This is a genomic window from Methanoculleus receptaculi (genome assembly GCF_033472595.1).
Classification (GTDB): Archaea; Halobacteriota; Methanomicrobia; order Methanomicrobiales; family Methanoculleaceae; genus Methanoculleus; species Methanoculleus receptaculi.
Map to the genome: position 1 here is coordinate 1191621 of NZ_CP137642.1, position 25765 is coordinate 1217385.

The 25765-nt window shown below is 59.2% G+C and carries 17 protein-coding genes; 1 reads left to right on the forward strand and 16 read right to left on the reverse strand.

Annotated elements, in window-relative coordinates; genetic code table 11:
- Positions 1–97 precede the first annotated feature (97 nt).
- The 11 genes from R6Y96_RS06155 to R6Y96_RS06205 all read right to left on the reverse strand — a co-directional run bounded on the left by R6Y96_RS06155 (position 98) and on the right by R6Y96_RS06205 (position 16027).
- Complete coding sequence (locus R6Y96_RS06155; protein ID WP_214022009.1) at positions 98–532, reverse strand: ACT domain-containing protein; 435 nt, start codon at positions 530–532, stop codon at positions 98–100.
- Positions 532–1833: a phenylacetate--CoA ligase family protein gene (locus R6Y96_RS06160; protein ID WP_318622493.1), complete on the reverse strand. Its 1302-nt coding sequence runs from the start codon at positions 1831–1833 to the stop codon at positions 532–534. The genes R6Y96_RS06155 and R6Y96_RS06160 overlap by 1 nt, the downstream gene beginning before the upstream one ends.
- A gap of 1 nt (position 1834) precedes the next feature.
- Positions 1835–3127: a phenylacetate--CoA ligase family protein gene (locus tag R6Y96_RS06165; RefSeq protein ID WP_318622494.1), complete on the reverse strand. Its 1293-nt coding sequence runs from the start codon at positions 3125–3127 to the stop codon at positions 1835–1837.
- Between the two features lie 156 nt (positions 3128–3283).
- Positions 3284–4309, reverse strand: a complete 1026-nt coding sequence (gene wtpA, locus R6Y96_RS06170; RefSeq protein ID WP_318620356.1) for a tungstate ABC transporter substrate-binding protein WtpA — start codon at positions 4307–4309, stop codon at positions 3284–3286.
- Entirely contained in the window at positions 4306–4878 is a 573-nt protein-coding gene (locus tag R6Y96_RS06175) for a molybdopterin-dependent oxidoreductase (protein ID WP_318620357.1), read from the reverse strand. The genes wtpA and R6Y96_RS06175 overlap by 4 nt, the downstream gene beginning before the upstream one ends.
- Positions 4875–5720, reverse strand: a complete 846-nt coding sequence (locus R6Y96_RS06180; protein ID WP_318620358.1) for an argininosuccinate synthase — start codon at positions 5718–5720, stop codon at positions 4875–4877. Before R6Y96_RS06180 ends, R6Y96_RS06175 begins: the two co-directional genes overlap by 4 nt.
- Positions 5717–6892 (reverse strand): metallophosphoesterase family protein, encoded by a 1176-nt coding sequence (locus R6Y96_RS06185; protein WP_318620359.1) that lies wholly within the window; start codon positions 6890–6892, stop codon positions 5717–5719. The genes R6Y96_RS06180 and R6Y96_RS06185 overlap by 4 nt, the downstream gene beginning before the upstream one ends.
- A 7-nt stretch (positions 6893–6899) precedes the next feature.
- Positions 6900–9800 (reverse strand): PEGA domain-containing protein, encoded by a 2901-nt coding sequence (locus tag R6Y96_RS06190; protein WP_318620360.1) that lies wholly within the window; start codon positions 9798–9800, stop codon positions 6900–6902.
- A 98-nt stretch (positions 9801–9898) separates the two neighbouring features.
- Positions 9899–11302 (reverse strand): PEGA domain-containing protein, encoded by a 1404-nt coding sequence (locus tag R6Y96_RS06195; RefSeq protein WP_318620361.1) that lies wholly within the window; start codon positions 11300–11302, stop codon positions 9899–9901.
- A gap of 58 nt (positions 11303–11360) precedes the next feature.
- A complete protein-coding gene (locus tag R6Y96_RS06200) occupies positions 11361–12446 on the reverse strand; it encodes a hypothetical protein (RefSeq protein ID WP_318620362.1) in 1086 nt (361 codons plus the stop codon).
- Between the two features lie 11 nt (positions 12447–12457).
- Positions 12458–16027 carry a molybdopterin-dependent oxidoreductase gene (locus R6Y96_RS06205; RefSeq protein ID WP_318620363.1) on the reverse strand — a complete coding sequence of 1190 codons (3570 nt, stop codon included), beginning with the start codon at positions 16025–16027 and terminating at the stop codon, positions 12458–12460.
- A gap of 368 nt (positions 16028–16395) precedes the next feature.
- Between R6Y96_RS06205 and cas1 the strand changes: the two genes are divergently transcribed.
- Positions 16396–17334 (forward strand): CRISPR-associated endonuclease Cas1, encoded by a 939-nt coding sequence (gene cas1, locus R6Y96_RS06210; protein ID WP_318620365.1) that lies wholly within the window; start codon positions 16396–16398, stop codon positions 17332–17334.
- Here the strand turns inward: cas1 and R6Y96_RS06215 are convergent.
- From R6Y96_RS06215 to R6Y96_RS06235, 5 genes are all read right to left on the reverse strand, one after another.
- The gene (locus R6Y96_RS06215) at positions 17325–17606 is read right to left on the reverse strand and encodes an acylphosphatase (protein ID WP_318620367.1); all 282 of its coding nucleotides are present in this window, start codon (positions 17604–17606) and stop codon (positions 17325–17327) included. The genes cas1 and R6Y96_RS06215 overlap by 10 nt on opposite strands.
- Positions 17603–21160 carry a hypothetical protein gene (locus R6Y96_RS06220; protein WP_318620368.1) on the reverse strand — a complete coding sequence of 1186 codons (3558 nt, stop codon included), beginning with the start codon at positions 21158–21160 and terminating at the stop codon, positions 17603–17605. The genes R6Y96_RS06215 and R6Y96_RS06220 overlap by 4 nt, the downstream gene beginning before the upstream one ends.
- A gap of 650 nt (positions 21161–21810) precedes the next feature.
- A complete protein-coding gene (glmM, locus tag R6Y96_RS06225; protein ID WP_318622495.1) occupies positions 21811–23190 on the reverse strand; it encodes a phosphoglucosamine mutase in 1380 nt (459 codons plus the stop codon).
- Positions 23191–23198: 8 nt separating this feature from the next.
- On the reverse strand, positions 23199–23909 hold the full coding sequence (mobB, locus tag R6Y96_RS06230; RefSeq protein ID WP_318620370.1) for a molybdopterin-guanine dinucleotide biosynthesis protein B: 711 nt from the start codon (positions 23907–23909) through the stop codon (positions 23199–23201).
- Positions 23906–24460, reverse strand: a complete 555-nt coding sequence (locus R6Y96_RS06235) for a DUF5806 family protein (protein WP_318620372.1) — start codon at positions 24458–24460, stop codon at positions 23906–23908. Before R6Y96_RS06235 ends, mobB begins: the two co-directional genes overlap by 4 nt.
- Positions 24461–25765 lie beyond the last annotated feature (1305 nt).

Below are 25765 nucleotides of genomic sequence, written 5' to 3' on the forward strand. Positions count from 1 at the left end.
ACCAACTGTCACGGATTATCCCCGGGAAAAAGTTTGTGGGTTTATGCGCCGGCTCTCTTAACCCGCCGACCCCGGGTTCGTCCGTTTCAGGGTGTCTTCACGAACGGCCGGGGAGTCTCAGGAGTTCTCCGCCGTGGTCCAGTATCTTTTGGATGGCATCCTCGACCTGGTCCACGCGAAGGATCAGAACAGCCGCATCTTTACCGGAGTATGCATAGGCATACTCTATGTTGATCCCGGCATCCCCGAGCACCGAGGCTATCTCCGAGAGTCCTCCGGGCTCATCGCGCATCTTCACCCCGATGACATCGGTGAACGAGACGCGGAACCCGAGTTCGGTCAACGTTCGGTAGGCATCGTCCGGCCGGTCTACAAGCGCGCGAACGACACCGAACCCGTCCGCCTCGGCTATGCTGAACGCCAGGATGTTAATCCTGGCATCGCGCAGCGCAGCAGCAATTGCTGCAAGCCGTCCCGGCCGGTTCTCCGAGAAGACCGAGATCTGTTTGATGATATAAGGTGACTTCTCCATTACAATGACCTCCTGTCTATAACTTTCCTGGATTTGCCCTCAAACCGCGGAAGAGTCCCCGGTTCGACCAGTTCAACCTCCACGCTCACGTTGAGCGAACTCTTGAGACGGTGCTCCACCTTCCTCTTGATCACCATGAGATCAGGGATCCTGTCGGAGAATGCCTCCTCGCTCACCTCCACCCGCACGAGCATCGAGTCGAGCGCACCCTTCCGATCGACGACGATCTGGAAATGCTTCCCGACCTCGGGTATCTCAAGCAGCGTATGCTCCACCTGTGATGGGAATACGTTGATACCCCGGACGATCAGCATATCGTCAACCCTGCCGCGTATCCGACCGATACGCGGGTGTGTCCGGCCGCAGGCGCAGCGATCCGTATCGATAACTGTAAGGTCACCCGTCCGGTAGCGGACCATCGGGAGCGCCTCTTTCTGGAGCATCGTGACGGTGAGTTCCCCCTCCTCACCGGCTTCAAGAACCTCGCCGGTCGCGGGGTCAACAACCTCCAGGAGCGCCAGGTCTCCCCAGATGTGGATCCCCTGCTGCTCGCTGCACTCCGTGAACATCGGGCCTGAGAGTTCGCTCGTCCCGTAGATGTCGTAAGCACGGATCCCGAGCCAGTCCTGGATCCGCGTTCGCATCTGCTCCGACCACGGTTCGGCGCCCAGGAAACCCATCTGGAGGTCGGTGTCGTCCCGTATCGAGATGCCCATCTTCTCCGCCACCTCACCGATGTGGAGGAGGTAGGAGGGGGTGCAGGCGATGGCGGTGACGTGGAGATCCTGCATCAGTTCCACCTGGCGCTCGGTGTTCCCGACGCTTGTCGGGAGCACCGTTGCCCCGAGACGTTCGGCGCCGTAGTGTGCACCAAGCCCTCCGGTGAAGAGCCCGTAGCCGTAACTCACCTGAACAACGTCCCCCCGGCCAAGACCACAGGAGGAGAACGCCCGTGCGAGAGACTCGCTCCAGTTTGCGATGTCGCGCTCTGTATACCCGACGACGGTCGGTTTTCCTGTTGTCCCGGAGGAGACATGGTACCTGACCAGTTCGCTCCGCTCGACGGCGAATATCTTATCCGGGTAACCGTCGCGCAGGTCTGACTTGTACATAAACGGAAGTTTCGCGAGATCCTCAAGATTTTTTATATCGTCGGGGTGGACGTCGTGCTCCTTCATCCTGCGCCGGTAGAACTCGTTAAAACTGTAGAGCCGGTATACCTGGGATTTGAGGAGCTTGAACTGGAGCCGCTGGAGTTCATCAATCGGCATCTCCTCGATCCGGGGGTTCCAGGGCGGCATCTCAGGCATTCCCCCGCCGGTCTATGACACGTCTTGCCTTCCCCTCGAACCGCGGCAGAGACGCCGGCTCCACCAGTCGCACCGCTGTCCGCAGCCCGAGTGTGTTCTGAAGCTCAGTCGATATCTTTTTCTGGATGCGGGCGAGGTCCTGAAGTTCGCCGGAGAACGAGACCTTGCTCATCTCTATCTCGATCGTCATCTCATCAAGATGTTTTACACGGTCGATATATACCATGAACTGATCCCCGACCTCGGGAAGGCTACGCAGTACATGCTCAATCTGGGAGGGGAAGACGTTGATCCCGCGGATGACCAGCATATCGTCGCACCTGCCGGTGATCCGCTCGATCTTCTGGCCGCGGCCGCAGGCGCAGCCGTCCTCATCCATCAATCGAGTAATGTCGCCGGTACGGTAGCGGATGAGCGGCATCGCCTCCTTGACAAGCGGTGTGATGACAAGTTCGCCCCGCTCCCCGGGATCGAGGCGCTCCCCGGTCGCGGGGTCGATGACCTCAACCAGGTAAGAGTCGTGCCAGATATGGAGCCCGTCCCTCTCCGGGCACTCAAACGCCACACCGGGTCCGTACATCTCCGAGAGCCCGTAACTGTCGTAGGCTTTCAGCCCAAGACGGCGTTCGAGCTCGCCCCTCATGCTCTCTGACCAGGGTTCAGCCCCGAATATTCCTGTTTTGAGGGTATCCAGGCTCTTTCCCATCGATTCTGCCACCTCAGCGAGATGGAGGGCGTAACTGGGGGTGCAGTGGATGGCGGTCACCCCGAAGTCCTCGATCATCTCGATCTGGCGGCGGGTGTTCCCGGTTGCGCTCGGGATCACGGTCATCCCGATCTTCTCGGCGCCGTAGTGGAACCCGAGCCCTCCTGTGAAAAGCCCGTAATTGACAGCGTTCTGAAAGATGTCGTCTTCTCCAAGCCCGATCATCGTCATGTTTCGCGCGATCAGTTCCGACCAGTTCTCCAGATCCTGCCGGGTGTAGCCGACAACAGTCGGTTTCCCGGTCGTCCCGGATGTGGTGTGGATCCGGACAACCTCTTTCAGGGGGACGGCAAAGAGCCCGAACGGGTATCCGGCCTGGAGATCCTTTTTTGTGGTGAAAGGAAGTCTTTCCACGTCCTCAAGCGTCTTTATGTCGTCAGGCGAGACGCCAGCCTCTTTCATCCTTCTCTGGTATAGTCCGGTCTTCCCGGCCTGGTGCAGTGACCACTTCAGCCGTTTAATCTGGAGATCCGCAAGTTCGTCGCCCCGGATCGTCTCCATCGCCCTGTTCCAGAACATAGTTGGTATCCCATCGGTCTTTTGCCGGCAGAAGGGGCTCTCTCCCATCTACCGGCGGCGCTACTCCCCGGCGGGATGCCAGAGCCGCACCGCCGGGCGCAGTCTCTCTTTTAGGTTTGGGGGCAGTGCGGAAAAGGTTTGTCAATGGATGGCACGCTACACGCTGACACCCATCATCTCCGGGCTGAGGGGGTCGGGCCATCCGGCTCTCTCCTCACGGAACGCCTCGATAACAAATTCTACAAACATCTGCGCTTCCTCCGGGTGCGGGACGTTGCGCGGAACGGTGATCGCGTATACTATCGGCTGGCCGATCCGCTCGCTGCCGATGGACTGGAACCGCTGGAACCCCAGGTTCACGCGCACCTTTCCGTAATAGTCGGCGTGTTCCGCTGAACCGAGGTTTATCTCGGGGGGAAGGTCGATCCAGTGGAGCCCGTGCTCCTCGGCAACGCTCCGGTACTCAAAAGCGTAGTCGATCCCGCCGGCATCAAGGAGGGAGAGGAGGTAGATGCTCCCGTCCCGTATGGCAACCTTCTCTGTTGCGGGTCTCATCCGTTCGGGGAGGTTTATTGTGATCATCCCGTCCTGAAGTTGAGGCCTGATCGGGGGATCGAATGCACCACCGATGATCTCATCAAAGAGCCCTGGCTCGTTGTAGTAATCCTCTGCAAGCGCTGTCACCATAAGCGCCCGGTAACCGCAGGAATCGAGCATCGGGTTTGAGAAACCCACCCGCACCTCCGGCCTGGCCAGGGTGCGGTACCAGTTCTCGGGCGTGATCTCGTCTGCACCCCTGCTACGGTCGGTGTAGGCGATCACGATCTCGTTCTCGGCAAAGGGGATGTACCAGTCGGTGTAGTCCTCTTCGCCCTTGCCCATCGGGATGTACATCATGTCCGGTATGAGGGACGCGTCGGCGACTGCGACGACATCGATGGGCCGCTGGAGGTCGGTCACCTGCCGGATGGCCTGGATACTCCCGTGCCCCTCGAGCTGAACGTCGATCTCGGGGTGCTGGTTCTCGAACTCAGCCTCTATCTGCTCAAACGGGTATAGAAGGCTCCCGGCCGGGACAACCTTGAGGACGGTGCGTTCCTGATCTGACCACGTACAGCCCGCAGCGGTTGCAAGGATGATGAGAAGGCCAAGCACCGCCAGGAAGGCTGCACTCCGGCTCATCTTCTTCTGACCTCGATCTTATCGACCCACTTCACCCAGGGGCTCCCTTCGGTGATGACGTCAGGCGTCTCTGATATGACAACAAGTCTGAGCGGGCCGCCGTTGTCGTGGGCCAGGGGTTTCCCGTCACAGTCGTAGGCCAGGATGACCTGGAGCGGCGGAGAGGGGATCTCGTGCAGGTTCTCATCGAAAGTAAAGAGTTCTTCACCCCTCACCTGCGCAGCATCAAAGACCCACATGTAGCCGTCCGGCGCTGAGACGTAGACGAGATCGTCCTCTCCGACCCCGCCCACCATACCGAGCAGGTCGGTCAGGAGCACCCCCCGGTAACGGTTCGGGCCGTACCTGATCCCGACCGTGGAGACCGCATACCCGTAACCCTCGACGGCGTCCATCTCCCTGATCTCATCGAGGCTGAGCACAATCTCGGTATCGCCAAGAAGCGTCAGGTTCCAGGGCGGGTAGTCGTCAGTCTCAGCCGTCCCGAGGCATCCGGCCGCGAGGGCCAGAAGGCCGATGGAGACCAGTATGAGGAGGGTGGGGTATGCCCTGCGGCGCACAGGGATCACGCCCCTCCTCTCCTGGCGCAGAGGATCGCTGCTCCAGCGACCGCGAGAACCGTCACCAGCAGGGAGAGCGGGGCCTCTGTTGGTTCGGCAGCCGTCCCCGCCGGGGTGGTGAGGGATCCCGCCAGGGCTCCTTTCTCACCCTGGTAGCCACCGGTGTAAACCCTGATCTCATCCACCCACTTCACCGTAAGACCGCTTGTCGAGGGGTAGAGACCGTCGTAGAAGTGCTGGGCGGCATCAGGGAGCGTCTCGTGCATGTCCCAGTTTCCATAGACGTGGAGCCCTTCGGGGTTGGTGGAGTTGTCCGCGAAGAAGACAAGCCTCATCCCGGTGTAGTAGTCCGGAACGTAGCCTGTCCCCTGCCTCTCGCCGACCTCAGGATCGCCGCCGTTGTACCAGCAGACCCCTATTGGGCCCTGGCGTGGGTCAGGTTCGTAGACGTTCTCGTATGGAAACTCGACGTGGTAGCCGTCGACCGCCTTCACCATGATCTCATCACCGGGCCCGGCGCCGCCGACCAGTTCGGCAAGATCGCGAATGTTGGTCCCCTTAACCGCCCCCCTGTCCTTGAAGTTGGTCGTCTCGTTCGGGTCCCATTTGTCCCCCTCAAACACGGGGCCCTGGTGGTAGTAGTGGGTCACACCGTCCCCGAGGACCGGGAGGTTCTCTTCCATCCAGCGGTAGTCGACCGTCGTCTCGTTTAAGATGGTGACTCCGTCGGCACCGATCTTTACTATCCGCAGTTCGGTCGTCGGTGCCGCTGATACGGCGCCGATCACCAGTATGCTCACGCAGAGGAGCGCGAGCAGAATCCGTCTGATCTCTGCATGCAAATCCATCATCTCCATAATTCTGGTAGTCTTGTTACACCTGCAACTGATGGGAAGACGCTCCACCACCCCGCCGGGAGGCGGACCGTCTCAATGACAAAACCCCGCGGGTAGAGCACAACCTCATCGTCAATAACCTTTGCAACCGGTATCATCTCTATGATGATCGATTCAGGGCTGACTCTCGCCCGGAGGTAGCCGAGCGTCTCCTCGCACCCCATTCGATATCCCTCAGGCTTCTCATCCGCAAGCGGGTAGAATGGGGCGCCACCGCAACCGATAACAAAATATTCTGTGCCGTTCACGCTGTAGCGCTCGTAAGCATGGGTGTGCGCGCTAAAGACAGCGTCGACACCATTCTCCGAGAAGATCTCAGCCCACTCGGCCCTGATCCCCAGGTCACCGCCCGGGCGTTTCCGATCGGCGCTGAACGGCGGGTGGTGGAACGCCACGATCTTTCGTGGCAGAGGGGATCTGAGGTCTTCCTTGAGCCAGGCCGTCCGGTTCGCCATATCCGCCCAGGCGCGATCATTGCTGTCGAGGACGGTCACGTGGAGGCTTCCAGCATCAAAGGAATAGTCTGTGGGGACGGCAAAGATCCTGGAGAACGCCTCTGCGGTGCCGTCGTGGTTGCCTGCCACCGGAACCAGGGTTGTCTTCCTGAGCGCCTCTCCTGCCGCAGCGAAGAACTCATCCCACTCGGAGTCGTCGCAGACAAAGTCCCCGGTGTGGAGTAGAAAGAGGAACTCTTCCTCTTCGGCGATCCTCTCTGCCACAAGGCGGTGCCGGTCGGCCTGGGTGAAGAGGGGTTTCTGGCCGCGGGTGTCGCCGTATATGATACACGTAAACTCCAGGTCACCGAACGTCCTGAACCTGCAGTCTCCTGTTGTCTCGTTCCCGCTGACCACACGGTAGCGGTAGGTTTTTGCCGGGGAGAGGTCGCTGAGGTGGGCGTGCCGGATACCCCCCTCCGTCCCGGATGAGGGTATGCGGTTGGTCTCGCCGCCTTCGACCGGGGCGTACTCCACCCATCCAGCGGTATCGCCGGTTGCCTTCCAGGAGACCACCGCCGAGTTGCTGGTGGTGTTGGTGACATAGGGCCCCCACACGATGCCGGCTGACGCTGCCTGAATGAGCAACAGCGCAACCGTCGCAGTTGCAAGTAAAGTGCAGTAACGTCTCATCTCTCACTCACTCCTCCAGGGTCACCAGGCACCGGGTCGTCGCCCCCGCTTTCACAAGCACATCTTCGACGGTCCTGGAATCGTTCTCAGAGACCACACGGACGTCGTATGTGCCGATGCTCATCCCGGTGAATGTATGCGGGGTCTTCTCGCCGGTGTAGCGCCCGTAAAGGTATATCCTGGCGTCAGGAACGTTGCTCTCGACCAGGAGGTCACCGCTGGTGTATTCCTGGAGAGTGCAGGTTATGACGCCGCCGTTCCTCGAGCCTTCCGGTATCGTGATCACATCGTCAGCGGGGAGATAGCCCGGCATCGAGACCAGAATCCGGTGCCGCCCTGGCGAGAGTCCATCTATCCGGCAGGGGGTTCTCTCATCTGTGGGGAAACCATCGATGAAGACAAGCGCGCCTGGCGGGTTCGACTTGACACTGAGGGATACGGTCTCACCGGTCCAGGGTTCGATCACGAATCTCATACCGTCTTCAACCGGCGCGGGCAGGGAGGAGGAGAGGTAGCGTCCCTCGTGCACGACGGTTGCCCAGCCCCATACCCCCTCTACCTCCCCCTCGCCAGGGATGGTGCCGGCGCGAAAGAGGCCGTTTAAGGTGAACCTCTCACCCCTGTAGGCCTCAGACTCGACCCGGACGGTCTTTCTGCTTGAGGGAGCCACGCCATCGAGATGGACGGGCGCGATAGCGTCCGGGTAGACCCAGGCCTGGACGGTCTCAAACCGGTAACCGGGCTCCTCCTGCCCTGGATACGTTGTGCTCGCCTCGACCTGGATGGTATGCAGCCCCTCACGGAGGCCGTAGATAACGCGGGGCGTCTGGCGCGAGAGTTTTTTGTTGTCCACGATGATCGTCATCCCCGGCGGATATGAGGTGATGTAAACCCCGCCCGAGTGGTTCTTCACGACCAGATTCACTGTGGGTGTCGCAGTCGGGGTGGGTCGTGCCTCTTCGGGGACGGTGGTCTCCTCAACCTCGGGGAGATCTATCGTGGTATTCTGTTCCGGTTCTTCGGTTGAGAACCCGAAGATCCCGGAAAGGAATCCGAGTAGCCTCTCGATAAGAGACTTCCGGGCCTCTACCGGTGGTGGCGAGGGTTCCGGCATACCGTCGGTGGTGGTCAGGCTGAGGATGACGCCCCTGATCACCGCGTCCTCTCCTTCCAGGCGGAGTTCGTTTGATGATTCATTCAGGCAGGCCAGCACGTCATACTCCGTGATCGCGGGTTCGCCTTGCGGGATCCCGGTTATGCTGTGGCCGTTGAACCTGGCGGTGATATTACCGGTACCCACGATCAGCAGCCTGGCGGCAGAGACCCGGGAAAGGTCGGGCGCCGGTTCAAACCTAACAGAACTCTCTCCATCCGGGATGAGGAGCCCCTCGCCTATCCAGCATATGAAGGAGGATGCGTTCTCGTCCACCTCCGCTGTCAGGAGGAGACCGCCGGGGATGACACCTGGCGGGCAATGTGCCGTAAACGTGGTGCCGTTCTCACCGGTAAGGTTTGCGGCAAACGTCGCGGCAGCCGCGGTGGTGTATCGCCGGTCAGGGTTGACCCCTTCGAACTCCGGTTCACCGGCGCTCCTGTTATCGATGTAGATGTAACCCCGCCCCTTCGCCCCGTCAGGGAGGCGGTAACTCACCACGCTCCCGTTGGCGGTGGTGGAGATGTTTGCCGGGAGAACGTCAACCCTCCCGCGGAACTCAAACGGCCCGAGCAGCGAAAACTGTGTGGCGTTGCCCGGCGTTGCATTTATCGATGCCTCCGGGAGGGTTTCAGGCACGCTCTCGTTTACGGGGATGAGGACGAGATCCAGAATGCTGTACTCGTCCTCCTCGACCACAACAGTCCGGGTGGCGTTCCGGTAACCCGGCAGCACAAGTTCGATCGTGTGCTCTCCGACCGGCACCTCCTCCATGACGGTGTCGGTGTAGAGCCCGGTCGCCTCGCCGTTGAGGATGATGCTGGCGTTGGTCGGGACGGATGAGACGGCGATCTTCCCGGTGATGGGGGTAAGGTTGAACTCGACCTCCGTGATCTGGTTTGCCCCGACCATGACCCACCTCTCATCGGGCTGGACGTAACCCTCCTTCTCAACCACGACGGAGTGACTCCCCACCTCGATGCCGGTGAGGGTGTATGGTGTCTCATACCCCGTATCCTCACCATCCAGGAAGATGGGTGCCCCGGATGGGGTTGAGTTCACGTGGATGCCGCCAGTGGGCTCCTCCTCGCTGTAGATGAGGATCTCGCTTATGTACTGGACGGAGAGCCCGGTTGTTGTTGGATACTCACCGCTGTAGAAGTACCAGTATTCCTCGTCAAAGCACTCGTGCATGTCCCATACGCCGAAAGCGTGGACACCGTCGGGGTTTGTGGAGGTATCTGCAAAGAAGACAAGACGCATGCCCGAACGGTAGTCGGGGACGTATCCGTCTTCATTGTGGTACCATGTTATGACCATCGGCCCCTGGCGGGGTTCAGGTTCGTAGACGTTTCGGTAGGGAAACACCCTTGAGAGTCCGTCGGATGCCTTGATCCTGACGGTCTCGTCCTCCTTCATCCCGCCGACAAGGTCGCAGATATCCTTGAGGTCGGTTCCCTTCACCGCGCCCATATCCTTCTCAAGGACGTTTGTATCCTCTTCGGGGTTCCAGGGGTCACCCTCAAATACGGGGCCCTGGTGGTAGTAGTGTGTCACACCGTCACCCTGGATGGGTAGGTTTGACTCAAGCCAGCGGTAGTCAACCGTTGTCTCGTTTAGGATGGTCACGCCGTCTGCTGCATACCTGACGATGTGGAGTTCGGTTGTCGCTGCCATGGCAGCAGGTGCTGCCAGCGCAAGCAGCAGGCAGAGCGCAAGGATCGCAGGGTGTCTGATATAGTGGTCTGATGACATGCTCTTTCTCCAGCGTCTCGATGAAAATGGGGGTGCCGGCTAACCCCCTAATGGAAAAGATTGGGTGTGTTCTGGACATGCACCCCGGTTTTCCAGCATCATGCGCCGATGGCAGCTAGCGTCCTGGCTCCTGTCATGTAGACCCAGTAGCCCTGCATAGGCTCCATCGTGCGTTCCTCACCGTGCCGGCCGGTGGCGCCCCTGACGATCGAGATCTCGTATTCCTGGCTTTCTGCATCAAACCCGATCAGGGTTGTCCAGTGATCGCCCAGAGAGAGCAGGGTGTTTGCAGCGGACTCGGGAACGGTGTCGGTGAACCCGATCGCGTTCCAGCCTTTGCCCAGGCTCTTTGTTGGCGGAACCTGCGGACCGCCTGGAGCGAAGGTCAGGGGAACTGTGCAGGCCTCGGTTGCATAGACCCAGACACCATCGAGCGGCTTGAAGGCATCGGCTGAGGCCGCTGCTTTCCACTCATGTGTGAGCCCGTCATAGAGCAGGATGGAGTGGCCGGCGGTATCGACGCTGCCGTAGATGGCCGCGAATGTATCTGAGCCATCCATGAGCCGTTTCGGCGTGGAGATGAAGTTCCAGCCCTCCTCAAGGCTGATCACGATGTCGGGTTCAGGAGGAAGCGGTGTCAGCACAACCGGATCGGGACGACTGCATTCATCCATCTCAACGGTGACGCTCATGGTTACACTCTGGTATCCTGACAGCCGGAGTTCGATCGTGTGCTCACCCACAGGAACATCTTCCAGGGTCGCGTTGGTCTGCAGCCCCGTATCGATACCGTCAAGGTAGATCGCCGCGCCGGCCGGGATCGAGGACACATAGACACTCCCGGCAGGCTCCTCATTGCTGTAGATGAGGATCTTGCTTATGTACTGGACGGAGAGCCCGGTTGTTGTTGGATACTCACCGCTGTAGAAGTACCAGTATTCCTCGTCAAAGCACTCGTGCATGTCCCATACGCCGAAAGCGTGGACACCGTCGGGGTTTGTGGAGGTATCTGCAAAGAAGACAAGACGCATGCCCGAACGGTAGTCGGGGACGTATCCGTCTTCATCGTGGTACCATGTTATGACCATCGGCCCCTGGCGGGGTTCAGGTTCGTAGACGTTTCGGTAGGGAAACACCCTTGAGAGTCCGTCGGATGCCTTGATCCTGACGGTCTCGCCCTCCTTCATCCCGCCGACAAGGTCGCAGATATCCTTGAGGTCGGTCCCCTTCACCGCGCCCATATCCTTTTCAAGGACGTTTGTATCCTCTTCGGGGTTCCACTTATCCCCCTCAAATACGGGGCCCTGGTGGTAGTAGTGTGTCACACCATCACCCTGGACGGGGAGATTTTCCTCAAGCCAGGTGTAGTCAACCGTTGTCTCGTTTAGGATGGTCACGCCGTCTGCTGCATACCTGACGATGTGGAGTTCGGTTGTCGCTGCCATGGCAGCAGGTGCTGCCAGCGCAAGCAGCAGGCAGAGCGCAATGATCGCCCGGTGCATGATTGAATTTTTGGGTATCACAATTCTCCTCTCCTGAACTAAAATTAAAATCCTCTGACTATCTCCTCCTCATAAGGACGTATGCTGCAACCGCGATGACGAGGACGATAACGATTCCGATCACCCAGACCGGGAACGCAGCCGGCTCTCCTTCAGGTACAGGTGTAGCCTCCGTTTCAGGCGATGGTGTGGCCTCGGGGGATCTCCACGCAAGCGCGAAGATGCTGAAATGCGAGACCTCAGCCGTGATGGTTCTGGTCGCGGGATCAACCGTCGCCGCGATCTCCTGCCATTCCCCGCTATCGGGGTTGTACCACATGACCGTCGGCTTCAGCCCTTCGTCGATCCTCGCCCACTCATCCTCTGGGAGTGTATAGGTGAGGCTGATCGGCGGGTCGAAGGTTGCGCCGTCAGGGCCGCATGAAAGGGCTATGGCGAGAGTCGCGCCGGGTGGCGCCGGCGGGACTTCCGCGGGGTCGACCTTTGTGCATGTGACAGAGGTGAGAGGGTTGCCTCCAGCATCAAGGGCGGTTGTAGCCTCAGGTATCGTCAATGCAGCAACCTCGTCCTCCGTCCTGACCACCACCGGTTCGAGCAGCACGCCTGCGGTCGATGTGGTCAGGGTGGCCTCTTTTGTGAAGATCACCGGGGCGGTGGGGGCTCCGGGTTCGTAAACAACCTCTGATCCAGGTGAACCGGAGGTGCCCTTACCTCCCCCTCCCCCACCGCCGCCGGTGCTGCCGCCAGGTGGCGTGGTGGGTGTGGCCTCCGCGGCAACGTTCAGGTCGAGGGCTGTTACCGCACCGGAGGTGAAGTTTGCAGTCCCGGCGGCAACCCTCCCGTTGACCAGAAAGGTTATCGACGCCCCCTCCTGGTCAGCGGCTGCCGTCACGATCAGGCGGTTCCCGAGGCTCGGGTCGGGACTGCCGTAGCGTCCCGCCTCCACGGTCACGACAGAACCGCACTCCACTCCATCGATCGTGGCGGTGATCTCGGTCCCTGCCGGTGCCGCGGATCCGCCTATCATCACCTTCCCGTAGAACTCATGCGGCAGAACGGGGGGAGATCCCTCCGTTGCTGCCGCTGCCCCGGCGACAAGCCCGAGGAGGAGCAGGAGCACGATACCGTGTTGTTTCAACCCCATACACTTCATCCTCAAGCACCTATTGCAGCAAGCGTGTCGGCATCGGTCATGTAGACCCAGTAGCCCTGCATAGGCTCCATCGTGCGTTCCTCACCGTGCCGGCCGGTGGCGCCCCGGATGATCGAGACCTCGTATTCCTGGCTTTCTGCATCAAACCCAATCAGGGTTGTCCAGTGATCGCCCAGAGAGAGCAGGGTGTTTGCAGCGGACTCGGGAACGGTGTCGGTGAACCCGATCGCGTTCCAGCCCTCGCCCAGGTCCTTTGTTGGCGGGGTTTCAGGTCCGGCCGGAGCAAATGTCAGGGGAACTGTACAGGTCTCGTTTGCATAGACCCAGACACCATCGAGCGGCTTGAAGGCATCGGCTGAGGCCGCTGCTTTCCACTCCTGTGTGAGCCCGTCGTAGAGCAGGATGGAGTGGCCGGCGGTATCGACGCTGCCGTAGATGGCCGCGAATGTGTCTGAGCCATCCACGAGCCGTTTCGGCGTGGAGATGAAGTTCCAGCCCTCCTCAAGGCTGATCGTGGCGTTGGCTTCCGGGGGTTCCTCGACGACCGGCACACCGGTGAGCACGATCTCATCGATGCTCCCGACCCTCTGCTTGTTGGAGGTCAGGGCGGAGCCGACAAGTTTGAGCGGCCAGGTCTTGCCATCCTTTGGAAGCGGGGCGCCGTCGATCTCGTCGGCGACGATGATGTTGTTGTTCCGCGCAACAAACGAACTGTTGAATGTGGCGGAGAAGTCGTCATCGGTGCCCTTTGTGCCGTCAGCGCCGTAATCGATGACGGTCACGTTGTAGCCCGCCGCCGCGAGATCGTCACGGAATGGGTTTGTGCCGTAATCGTGCTTGTTTCCATCGTCAACCCAGCCACATAGGAGCCAGAGCGGCATCCCCGACCAGACACGCCCCTCATCATCCGTCCAGGTGGCACCGTGCCCGCCCATCGTGCAGGCTTTGCCCGACTCAAAGTAGGACCGGCTGATGGTGTCGGTGATGGCGCCTGTCAGGATGAGGTTCCAGTCCTCCCGTGCACCCGGCTTGATAGCGATGGTCGCGATATTTTTGTTGGATACACCGGCGGCCGAGGGATACTGAATGCCGCTGTCCCAGTAGTAGTGCCAGTAGTCTTCGGCGAGGCACGTCCGCATGTCGTCGTTTCCAAAGATTCCGTCTGAAGTGTTGAAGAAGAGGCGCGGGCCGTCACTGTAGTCGGGGACGTAGCCCCGCCCCTCCGCCCACCAGGCGACTATGGCCTCGCCCTGACGTTCGAGCGGTTCGTAGATGTTGGTGTAGTTGAGTTTGACCTTGTAGCCGTCGGAGGCTATGAGTTCGATCTCACCACCCTCGGGGACGCCGCCGACAAGGTCGCAGAGGTCGCGGATCGCCGTTCCCTTCACGACGTTATCGACTTTGGCGGGGTCTACGTTGATGTCTTCTGCAGGGTTCCAGAGGTCATCTGGATCAAAGGTTGGGCCCTGGAACCTGAGTCGAACACCGTTATCCCCGCCGATGACGTCCAGATTTGCTTCCATCCACTGGATGGTCTTTGTCGTCTCGTTTACAACGGTCACACCGTCCGAGGCGTAGCGGACGACCCGGATGGACGGGGGTTCCTCCGGCTCCTGGAAGTCGACGAGCTGGATACGCTGGACGTTCCCGATACTCTTGCTCCCGGTTGCCCCCTCGCCGACGAGGCGGAGCGGATAGGCGCTCCCGGTGATCGGGGTGCCGTTGACCATGTTTGCAACGATGTAGTTGTTCGGGTTTGTCAGGATATCCTGGCTTGAGAACTCCTTGCTGTAGGGGTTATCCCCGCCCGAAGAGACGATCACGGTATAACCGGCTTGGGCAAGCGCGTTGTTGAAGGCTCCTGAACCGTGCATGACGTCATCATCGACCCAGCCGCAGAGGACCTTCAGCGGGACGCCGCTCCAGGTGCTCACGCCGTCGTTGTAGGTCTTCGTGTGGTAGCCGCACGCTTCGAACTCTTCCTTCGTAAGAAGGTCCGTAACCTTTGGCCCCTCCAGGCTGAGCGTCCACTCCGACTCGGTGACCTCGTCGGGGAGGCCCTCGAGGATGATCGACGCGATGCTGCCGATCCTCTGTTTTCCGGAGGTCACGCCAGGCCCGACAAGTTTCAGCGGGGCGCCGTTATCCTCGGTGAGCGGTGCTGCGTTCATCTTGTTTGCAACGATGAACGAGTTGTTCCGGGCGATATCGGCGCTGTTGAAAGTGGCGGAAAAGCCGTCGGCCGCGCTCACGCGCACGGTGTAGCCCGCCGCCGCCCGTGTGTCGTTCAGCGTCCAGTGATTCCCGGTCGCCACGTCGTCTACAACGGCTGCAAGATACCAGAGCGGGATACCCGTCCAGACCTGTTCGCTGCTATCGGTGTAACTCGTGCCGTGGCATTCAGCACCCTCCTCGAACTCGGCCTGTGTGAGTGTCCGGTTGAAAGCGCCGGAAAGCGTGATCTCCCAGCCTTCGGAGGGTTCGGAGAGGCCGATGAGTTCGATCTCGGCAATGCCGCCGATCTTCTGGCCGGCACTCACGTTGGGACCGATGAGCTGGAGCGGCCAGCAGGGTTTGTTCTTATCGCCGATGGTCTCCGGGAGCGACTCGCCGTTTAAGGTGTTTGCGACGATGATGCCATCGTTCCTCGCGATGCTTGCGCTATCAAAGTTGATAGAGTAGTTATCGCTTGAGGTGACCTTGATCGAGTAGCCCTCTGCGGCGAGGTCGTCGTTGAAAGCGCCGGGGCCGTGCCTCAGATCGTCATCGACAAGGCCGATGAGGTACCACAGGGGCATCCCGCTCCAGGCATCACCGTTATCGTCGGTGTATGTGGCGACATGTCCGCAGTTCACCCCGTCCTCAAAGTAGTCCTGGCCGACCTCCTCCGTTCGTGCACCGATGAGGCTGACGCTCCAGGTGGCCGGCTCGAGAGGTGTCTCATCGGAGTCCTCAAGACCCACGGTGATCGTGATCAGCGCTGTTGCGGTCTCCGGCGTCGGGTCACTGCCGTAGCAGAAGACAACCTCATCACCTTCGGCAAGGGCGACGACGTTGATGGCGTCGCTTTGACTCTCGTAACCGTCCTTCAATACACCGTTGACGTAACACGCCCATTCGGCCGTTCTTTTGATGTAGAGGTAGCCATCGATATCATCTAGCAGGAGAACTCTATTATCATCTGCCCAGCGCTTGTCGGTGACGTTGTAGGTGAAACCCTTCTGTTCCGATACCTTCTGGAGGGCGCCAAGCGGGGTCCGGTTGCTGACGGTGTAGGTCACTCCGGAGTTGTAAGCGGTGCACTCGAAAGTGCCGTTATCCAGCGCAACCGTTCCGTTGAAAAGGACGGTCTCGCCAGAGAGGATGCCGATGGATTCGTCATCCGGTTCTTCTTCGGCCGTCACCATCGGTTCAACCGTTGGTGTCCCCTCTGGCTCTTCCCCGGTGGCTGCTGTCGGTTCAACCGTTGGTGTCCCCTCCGGCTCTTCCCCGGTGGCTGCTGTCGGTTCAACCGTTGGTGTCCCCTCCGGATCTTCCCCGATGGTTGCTGTCGGTTCATCGGTGGATGTCACTTCAGGGCCAGGATTGGTATTCGCTATACCATCTCCGGGGCTCACGTTCCCGCCCGGAAGAGTCTCCCCGACTGCCGGCAGCACCAGCAGTGAGCATAACAGCAGTACGAACAGAGCGTACTGAATCTTTTTCGGCTTTTCGTTCATGGAATCAACCTTTCGTAAGTCATCCCCTTCCCCGGACTTATTCCGGAAAAGCAACGACTTAGACTGGAACCGGCGTACGTAAATATTTTACAGTTAATTAACTACCTTAAGTTAACTAGAATGCGCTACTACCCGCCGGGCACCATAAACACCTTCCATATCCGGCCAATCGATGCATTAATCACCCAAAACTCCCCAATACTCCTTTCCGGGGTGCGTCGATGACAGAGGCAGGAACCTGGCTCCCTGTATTCGGGTATGGGGGGCACATCAAGGCAACGACACAGGAGGTCATCATATCACGCGGGAGCAAGACCTCTCGTTACCCTCTTGAGAGGGTGAGCCACCTCCTGATCGTCGGCGGGCATACCCTCCATACCTCGGCGGTGACAAACCTCCTCAAATCCGGCGCTGCAATCACGTTCTTCGATATCGACGGCACGCCCGTCGGCTATCTCTACCCATACGGCTACCGGCCGGACGAGGCTGTAAGGCTTGCCCAGGAACGGGCCGCACCACACAGGTTTGCCCAGCCGCTTGCCATGGCCGCTCTCCAGTCCAGGCTCCTCCTCCTTGGAGAACTCTCTGACCGCGGCGGCGGTGAGGCCATATTTTATGCAGGGGAACTCGAGTTCCTCCACCAGGTCAGGGAGGAGCTCGAGATCTCGGTCACGATGGATGAACTGCGGAGGCTCTCGCGCCTCACCACCGACATGTACTACGAGATCCTGGCCCGCACCGTCCCGCCTGAACTCGGGTTCCGGCGCAGGACGACTCCCCCGCACACCGATCCCGTCAACACAATGTTCTCGCTCGGTTACGCGATGCTGTATGGAAACTGCTGCGTCTCGGTGGTCGGAGCGCACCTCAATCCCGACCGGGGCATGCTCCATGAAGGCCCCGGTGGTCTGGTGTATGACCTCATCGAACCGCAGAAAGCCTCAATGATAGACCGGGTCGTCCTTCGCTTTGCAGGGGAGGAGGTATCCACTGACGATTACGAGTGCGGGGAGAAGAGGTGCTACCTCGATCCGGCTATTGTGAACCGGCTGAGCGAAGCACTCCGCGATTCCATCGATCAGGATCGTCTTGATGCCCAGGTCAGAATCCTGCGCGACGCCCTCCTCTCAAATGCCGGGTTTCAGGTGCTCTACAGGTAGTAACCGCTCCGCTGGATGCTGAACTCTGAGAAGTTGACCAGCGGGATCTCCCGCTGGACGATCTCCCTGATTATGACATGCGGGCAACTGTAGAGCATGGAGACGAACTTATCCAGGATGCCCGGTTCGGCGGTTGCGATAATTCGCACCCTGCCGTCCGGGAGGTTCATCACCTCACCCACGACACCGAGATTGGTGGCGATCCTTTTGACGCATGCGCGAAAACCGATACCCTGAACCCGTCCTGCAACGCTGATCTCGATCGTCTTCACAGCCAGTACTCCTGAATGATCCCTATGGACATATCCAGTTCGTCATATATCGATTCTCGTGTTGCCCGGTCACGGATGTTCAGCACCTCGTTCACCGCCAGATCCAGAAGATTGCCAGCGCGGTCCTCGTAACGCGCCGCATGGAGACGGCAGGCCATATCTCCGAGCGCAATCGCCCGCCGGGAGAGAGGCCTGATCTTGCCAGCCTCATCCAGTGCACAGCGAAGCATCCTCTCTGCGATCTCGTGCTGCCCGGCGTCACGGGCGAAGACGTAGACCTCGGTGTAATAGATCGCCCTCTTCATCCGGTCGGGCGCTGCGCCTATCGCGCGGTCGAGTGCGGCCATATCCTTTCTGGTGCAGTCGCCACGCCGCAACCGCTCGCGGAAGTCCAGGACGCTGCCATAGACCGTACCATCCCATGACCTGGGCGCGAGATTATCGTTCTGGACCATCAGGATATAGCGGACTCTCTCATCCTCGATTGCTGAGGCGATAGCGGTTGCCCGTTCCATGGCGGATATGCTCCCGGTTGTGCGGTAGAGGTGGTAAAGCATCCCGGCCATCCGCAGTTGCGTCATGGCGGTGATGAACGGAATCCGGATGGAACCGGCGGTTCTCTCCATGCTCTCAAGGATCAGTTCGATCGCATCCTCATCGCCGGATCTCCCGACAAACCGCGCCGCATAAAAGAGCATCGGGAGTCTGGCGTAAACAGAGGGTATGCCTGCTACGGCCTGGCAGATCATCGAGACGACCTCCTTTCTCACCGCAGGTTCGTCGGCCATATCATAGACCGCCGAAAGCGCGTCCACGCGGTCGATCGGGTCTTCGATCCTCCGGGCCTGCTCGATGGCCCAATCGAGGTCTTTCTTCCCATCGGTTGCAGCACAGATCTCCCTGAAGGCATAGACCAGATGCTTTCTGACGAGATCCTCCCTCTCCTCTCCTGCAGACCCAACCATCTTTTCCGCTTCAGCGAGGTAGTCTCTGGCCGCTCTGTGGTCGAGTGCGGCCATAAGACCTGCCAGGTCGGAGAGCATGATCAGACGAACCGCCGGGTCAGGGATCTCATCGATCGTCTCATGGAGCCTCCTTATGATACTCTCGGCCCGCTCTGCCTCGCCGAGGACGAGGTAGGCGCTTGCAACCCGGTAGATGCCGGAGTAGCGCGAATAGAGATCGGCTGTGTGCTTGAAGAGGCGGTGCATAAGGTCGAGGACGGGGGGTGAAGCCGTAGCCCCATCGATCCCCTCAAGGAGGTACGCCGTCGCATCATAGGGGTTGGCGGAGTCAAACTCCTGTGTCTGCTCTGTGAAGGGCGTGAGGATCCTCTGGATCATCGCGGTCCGCTCATGCTCGTTCTCGTTCTCCAGCGAGAACAGAGCCATAGGGATCACAAGGACGGCATCCCTGGAGTCCTGCATCTGTTTGAGCATGATATCGATGCAGTCTGTTATCCTGATCTGGATCTCCGACGGCGGTGCCCCCGTCTTCAGGAGGGTGAGCGCGGTCTCGAAGGGTTCAAGGATACCCTCAAATGACCCCGGTATGACACCGGAGTGGCAGTCCACGATCCGGGTACAACCGACCCGGATGTAACCCTCGATGAGGGTCTCGAGGAGGTGCTGTAGGTGGGGATCAGGGTTTTGAACCAGGGTCCGGGCGGCTTCATCAAGCGCCTGGAGTGAACGGTGCTTGACGCCATAGGTGACCAGTCCCTGGACGATGCTCTCGATCGTGGCCATACACTGATCAGGCGCAAGGAGAGATGTCGAGAGGATCCGCATACTCTGGAGCAGGTCGGGGTCGTCTTCCCGGATGGCAAGCGCGGCCACGTGGTTCACGATATCGGCAAGCGCACCGGCCCGCCTCTTCTGTTCCACGACCTCGCAGGCGAGAGCGGTTGAGTCCTGGAGAAGGCGGCGGTCGTTCCTGGCGGCGCCGATCCGTGCCATCTCAACTGCGATCTTTGAGAACGCCTCGTCACGCAGACCCGGATCCACGATCTGGTTCAGGAGGTCCAGCAGTGCAGCAGGCCCTCTCTCCTGGACGAAACCGCGCTCGAGCAGAATGCTGCCGCACTCGAGTAGGAGCCTGTCCTGTGATTGGTGCACCGCTGCGAGTTCCTTTATGGCCGGCATATGCCCGGCAACCTCATCGAGACTGCACTCCCTGCAGAACCCGGTCACCGCCTGCTGGATCAGTGGGTCGGCGATCCCGGTCCCCTCTCCGGCGAGGAGGTTCTCGCGTATGAACCCTATCTCATTGCGGTGGATACCTTCTATGATCAGTTTGATGCTGGTCCTGAACAACGCCGGGGTCTCATGCGGGTTACCCGCTTTCTTCAGGACGAGAACCGCCTGCCGGAAGTCGCCCACCCGGTATAGAGTCTCGCTGATCTGGTGGTAAAGCGTGGCGGCCTTTGCCTTATCGCTGCAGTCATCTACCAGCGGCAGGATGTTATGGAGAACAGCCGGGTTGCCGCTCCTGGTGGCGATGGTGATCCCGGCGCTGACGATACCTTCGATTGGTGGCAGGGTGCTGTTCTCATTGCGGGCGACAAACTCAAACACCTTCTCAAAGAACCATCCATCGCCACTCCGCTCCGCCTTGGCCAGGAGTTCATGGGCGATTATCCTGGCTGTCCAGGGGTTTTTAGCGGCAAGTTCCACGACCTGTCTGTATGCATCTTCCCTGTCCTGGTGGTGGTCGAGGAGTTCTCCGGTCAGTCTCGCCACGATCTCTGCCAGCCGTTCCTGCCGGGTCTTGCGAAGCGAGTCCAGGATATTCTTTATATCAGCGATCTCTGCTTTGAGGGGAGATCTCCAGGCGGCGTTCACGATACCGGAGATGGTGCTGATGCGCTGGACCTTCTGGTCTATTCCGGCGGCAACAGATAGCCCCTGGATCAGGAGGTCAGGGTCATCCGAAACCATACCAACGGCGGCAATCGCCCGGGCCAATCCAGCGCGGAGCCTGGATCGCTCTGAAAGGGTTTTGATCTCGGGGAGCATTGCGAGAACGCCATGCAGGATCTCGATGTTGCGATGCTCCTCGCCGTAGTGGATCAGCAGGGGGATGGTCTCGGATAGGATCTCCGAGCGGTATTTGCGGATGCTGATGGCTTCGAGGGTTTTTTGCGCTGTCTCGATGTACTGCTTCTTCCCCGTATCCATTGCGAGAAGAACAAGGTCACGTGAGATCCTGGCGAGCAGTGCTGATTGCTGGCCTTTGCGGTTGAGCTTGCCGGCAAGGGCAAATACGGCAGAAAACCAGGCTTCGTCTGCGGTATCGATGTACCGGGCTATGGCGCGGCGGGATGCCTCGATAACCTCTTCATCTGTCGGTTCGGTGATCAGGTTCAGTATACGTGGATCTCCTCTCTCAAAAGCCGCTCTGGTGATAGCGGCGTTCACCTGCGCATAGAGCGGCTGCTTTCCTTTCCGTGTGCGTGTCGTCGAGATCTCGCGGAGAGCTTCTTTGAGTTCAAGGGGGTTGCCGGAGGTTACGGCGGATTTTACCCTCTCCTCTATCGGTATGCTCTTATCCATCTTATCCAGCGGCCTCCCGTGGTATACCCTGCACACCCCATCACCAAGCAATAGGATTGTTGCACCTCTATATAAATTTTATTTCCTGATGTTCTATAATATTTCACGTTATGGGCAATTTAGTAACTAAAATGTCCGGACTGCATGGAGATTAATGACAGGTATATCTCAGTGGTAAAATATTTTTCTCAATATACCTGCTGTTGAAATGCGGGCATCAAACCAGTAGCCTGCTTCCCGGTTTGATAAACCTCTGCATGGACGGATTTGGGGTGGTAACTTCGCCGCGAACCGCCGCGCCCATCCGGATCCGGGGTGGCCGGGGTTTTTGCGAGACGGCATCCCACGGAGAATAGAGATACGGGGGGTCGACGCCGGGTGAGATGCTGAAGAGGGAGGAGGTAGCGGAGCGGCCGGTGGTAGGGGTGTTTCCAGAGGTTAAAACAGTGTCGCAGTGACACGCGAGCGACAGGGAAGGGGGATGTTCCACACCCTCCCCGGCGAGCCCCTCCTCCAGGGGGCGATTCCCCCTTCATACACTCTCAGAGGGAGAGATCCTCTCTCTGCCGCCAACGTGAAGACCCTGTTGAAATCCTGTTTCTGGTCCCCATCGGCAATCACAACTCACTGCCCCGCCCTCTCCGCCGCATTTACGGTGCACCGGCATCGGGGACTCTCTTCGCCAGAACCTGCGCGATCTCCTGGTAGAGACCGTCTGCAACGCGCGGATCCTTTGCCTCGACCATTATCCTGACCATCGGTTCTGTGCCCGATGGCCGCACCAGCGCCCACGCGTTCTCTCTCAGGATCTTTATCCCGTCGATCTTCTCGATCTTCTCCCCCGAGAATGCCTCCTCGACGGCGCGAACGAGAGTGTGGGGCTCCTTTGTGCGGTACTTCTCCTTGATCAGGTGGTATGCAGGGAGTTCGTCGATTATCCCTGAGAGTCTTCTTCCTTTATGACTGGCGAGAACTGCAACCATCATGGCGGCGGTCATACCGCCGTCGCGGCAGAACTGGTGGTCGGGGTAGATCAGACCTCCGTTTCCTTCGCCCCCGAAGACGACATCCTTTCCGGCGGCTATCAGTTCGATCATCCTTCTTGCAACATAGATGCTCCCCACCGGCGTGTAATCGACGCTGCAACCGTGCCTCTCCGCGATCTCCCTGATCAGGCTGGACGTGGCAACCGGGGTGACTATGACCCCACCTCTCTTCCTCGAGCAGATGTAGTCCTCGATCAGCCCGAACTCACAGTTCTCCTCGACGTATCGCCCTCTATCGTCGATAAATACCGCCCGATCGGCGTCGCCATCGTGGGCGACCCCGAAATCGGCGCCGGTGGCAACGACCATCTCTGCGAGTGGCTGCAGGCCTTCGGGGCTCGGTTCGGGCATTCGGCCCGGGAACGTGCCATCGAGACGGGCGTTGATCGTATGAACCCTGCAGCCCAGTCTGGAGAGGATGATCGGGGTGGTGAGCGCCGCCGGCCCTGAACCCGGATCGACGACAACGGTCATCCCCTCCCCGATGCCGGGAGGAAAGTGGGATGCAATGGCCTCGATGTAGTCTTCAAGCATATCGGGGACGGCGCTCTCCCTGCCGACCGCGTCCCACGCGGCAAGATCGAAATCTTCGGCAAAGAACCTCTCCTCGAGGTTGATGGTCTCCTCATCGGACATCTCGGTGCCGTCGGGCTCGATCACCTTTACACCGTTATACTCTGGCGGGTTGTGCGATGCGGTGATCATGGCGCCGCCGGAGAACCGGCCGGTCCTTATGATGTACTGCAGCGCCGGGGTCGGGAGGATGCCGAGGTCCAGCACGTCACAGCCGGTCATCAGGAGCCCGGCCTTGAGGGCGTGGCTCAGAGCCTCGCCGGACGTTCTCGTGTCCCTGCCGACCGCGATCGTCCCCTTTCTCATCGATCCAAGCGCGGCACCGATCTTATAGACGAGCATGGGCGTCATCGTCTCTCCGGTCACTCCGCGCACACCGTTTGTCCCAAACATACGTTTCGTCTTTTGCATCTCATCCATCACTCCTCAGGTAGTTTCAGTTCTTGTCTCAGCCGTTCGATGGCACTCACTGCCGCTGTAAACGCCTCCTGCCCCTCTTCTGCAAGTATAGCGATATGGATTATATCTCTCCTGTGATAAACCCGGGCGCCGAGGATGCCAGGAAGGCTTTCGATCTCTCCTTGGACTCTCTCTGTCAGGTCATTATTGGTGCGCTCCTCATCTGTCCGCTCCCTGATGATACCGCTGAACGTGAGGATTGACCCCGCATGAGAGACCCCGCAGTCGTGCTTGAGCTCTCTGACCAGCCCTTCCATGGTGTAGTAATCCTCGAACCTATCGAGCGCGGCAACCACGTCGCCGACAGAGGGGTCGCGCAGCAGGGTCTTCTCGCACTCAAGGTCGCCTATCACGATCCGCGGGAACACCCGTGCCTTGAACCCCTCCAGGATGGCATACCTGACGCCGGCGTTGCAGAGTGTCTCGAGGGCGCTGTTGAGATCGGTCTCCTGCGAGATGAAGACCGACTTCTCCTCGTCGACGCCGCAGGATATAGCAGCATTTGATTCATAGTATGCTGTGGTGTCCTTCCCGGGCTCAATATAGAAACCGTGATGCCCCAGGTGTTTGACCACGCCCACGGGCCCGTGGGGAGAGAGCGCCACAATCAGGCTCTTTATGAACGTGGTTTTACCGGCGTTTGATCTGCCAACGACCTGTATGACCTTCATCTCATCTCCTCCTCTTCATCGTTCTGTGCACCTCGATCACCTTCCTGGCCGGGCCTGGTCTTCAGGATGACCGAGGCCGCCTCAGCCACGCCACGCATCACTTCAGTGATCCTGTCCTCTATATCGATCTCATCATCGAGGTTCAGGCTTGTCCCCTCAACCTCAAGCAGGAACCGGGCAACCTCGCTTGCCTCAAAAAGGATCTCATCGAGTTCTTCTGCGGTGAAGAAACCGCACATGGCGCCGTAGAAGAATGTGGCGCCGGCTTTCTTCACCTTTTTCTTGAACGAACTCCGTGCCTGGTTGACCGCTTGCGGGGTGTATGTGTCTACCATGAACGGGCAGAGTTTGGGGAGGTTCTCGCCGATGAATGTCATCTCCGAGCCGCTGGAGGTCTTGAAATCCGCGCAGAGGCGCGCGATAGCCCACTCGCGGGCGGTGATGTAGGTGTGCTTGCGCAGGAACTGGTTGACCCGCTTATAGGTGGCACCGTCTACCTTCTTGAATTTCTGGTAGCGGTTCGGGTCTTTGAGGTTCTCAGGGTCATCCATTTTACTATCCTCTTGTTGGTTTTGCTATTTCAATAAGGCTGGTCTGGACAGGGGAGGGGAGTTTTATTCTTCCGCCAGTTCTTCCAGACCAACCAGTGGGGGATAGATCGGGACTTTCCGCGTCGGGTCTGGCTGTGATTCCATAAGAGACCTGGTTTTCAACCAGGATATGGTTTATGAAGGGTGAATCTCACATTATGGAGTCCATCAAACCGGGTCGCTCGCGGTTTGATACCCATAAATAACCATCGCGCGAAACGTCTTTTTGCGGTTGATCACTACCGCCCGGCCGCTCGAGAGGGGGTGATATCTCCGGTGGCCGTGCCAGGGAGCGAAACGGAGATTTTTGGAAGAACTCGCTGATAACCTGTGTTGAGTGAAGCCAACTTCTGGAACTGTATTGATCTGGAATTGCCAGTAAGGAGGTTTCGGTGAGAGCCTGAGAAATGGTCATCTCCAAAAAATCCCGTCTGAATCCCTCTTCACCTCGCGCTGTTCTTCCCGCACCGCCCCCTGGCAGACCATCATCACCCGGACAAATGTATAGCAACATATGGTTTATGATCCTCTTCCCAGGGCACTGTTCCGCAGGGTTGAGGGGGGCGCCCTGGCGCGTTATATTTAATTTCTGGCGTTTCAGGGGTGTTTTGGTCTCACACGCTTTTCAGCGCTGGAAGGCGCCGGGTTTCCAGGTGCTCGGACTATTGATGCCGGCAAAATCTTTTGCAGAGAGGACAACTGACCCGTCACTGCGTTCCACAGGCCCCGGGCTGCAAAACCTGGCGGGATTATCGGTCATCCAATGAGAAGAGCGCATTTTCCTGTGATCGTCGATCCCGGACACCTTCATATCGCGCTTTTAAGCCAGGATCGCGCCCTTTGTTGAAGGGTGGGTTGCCAGGGGAAGCGATCTGGCGTCCATACCAGTCTCTGGAGGTCGTTTATATGCAAGGGTGGTCTGTGGCCGGGGAGGGTGGCATGTTCACATCACTTTTTACTTTCACACCGCGCGGTAAAGGGTTCATATACTCTCAAGAGAATGTATTCAACAGGGTTCTGCCCCCCTCCTTCCACCAGGAGGTGGCGGACCCGCATCATACCTCCTAACTCCGATCCAATCAGCATATCTCCCACAACTTTTTTGGGGCACCCCGGACAGTCCGGGGCGTTCTGGCTGTGGGTCGGGGTTTGCATCACTGTTGAGGGAGCATCTTAAGATCGTGTATCTGGTCGCCCCCCGCCGGGTATGGATAAGTTGCGGGGAATAGGCATTTACCGCAATTTTGATATGCTTTGATATTTAAT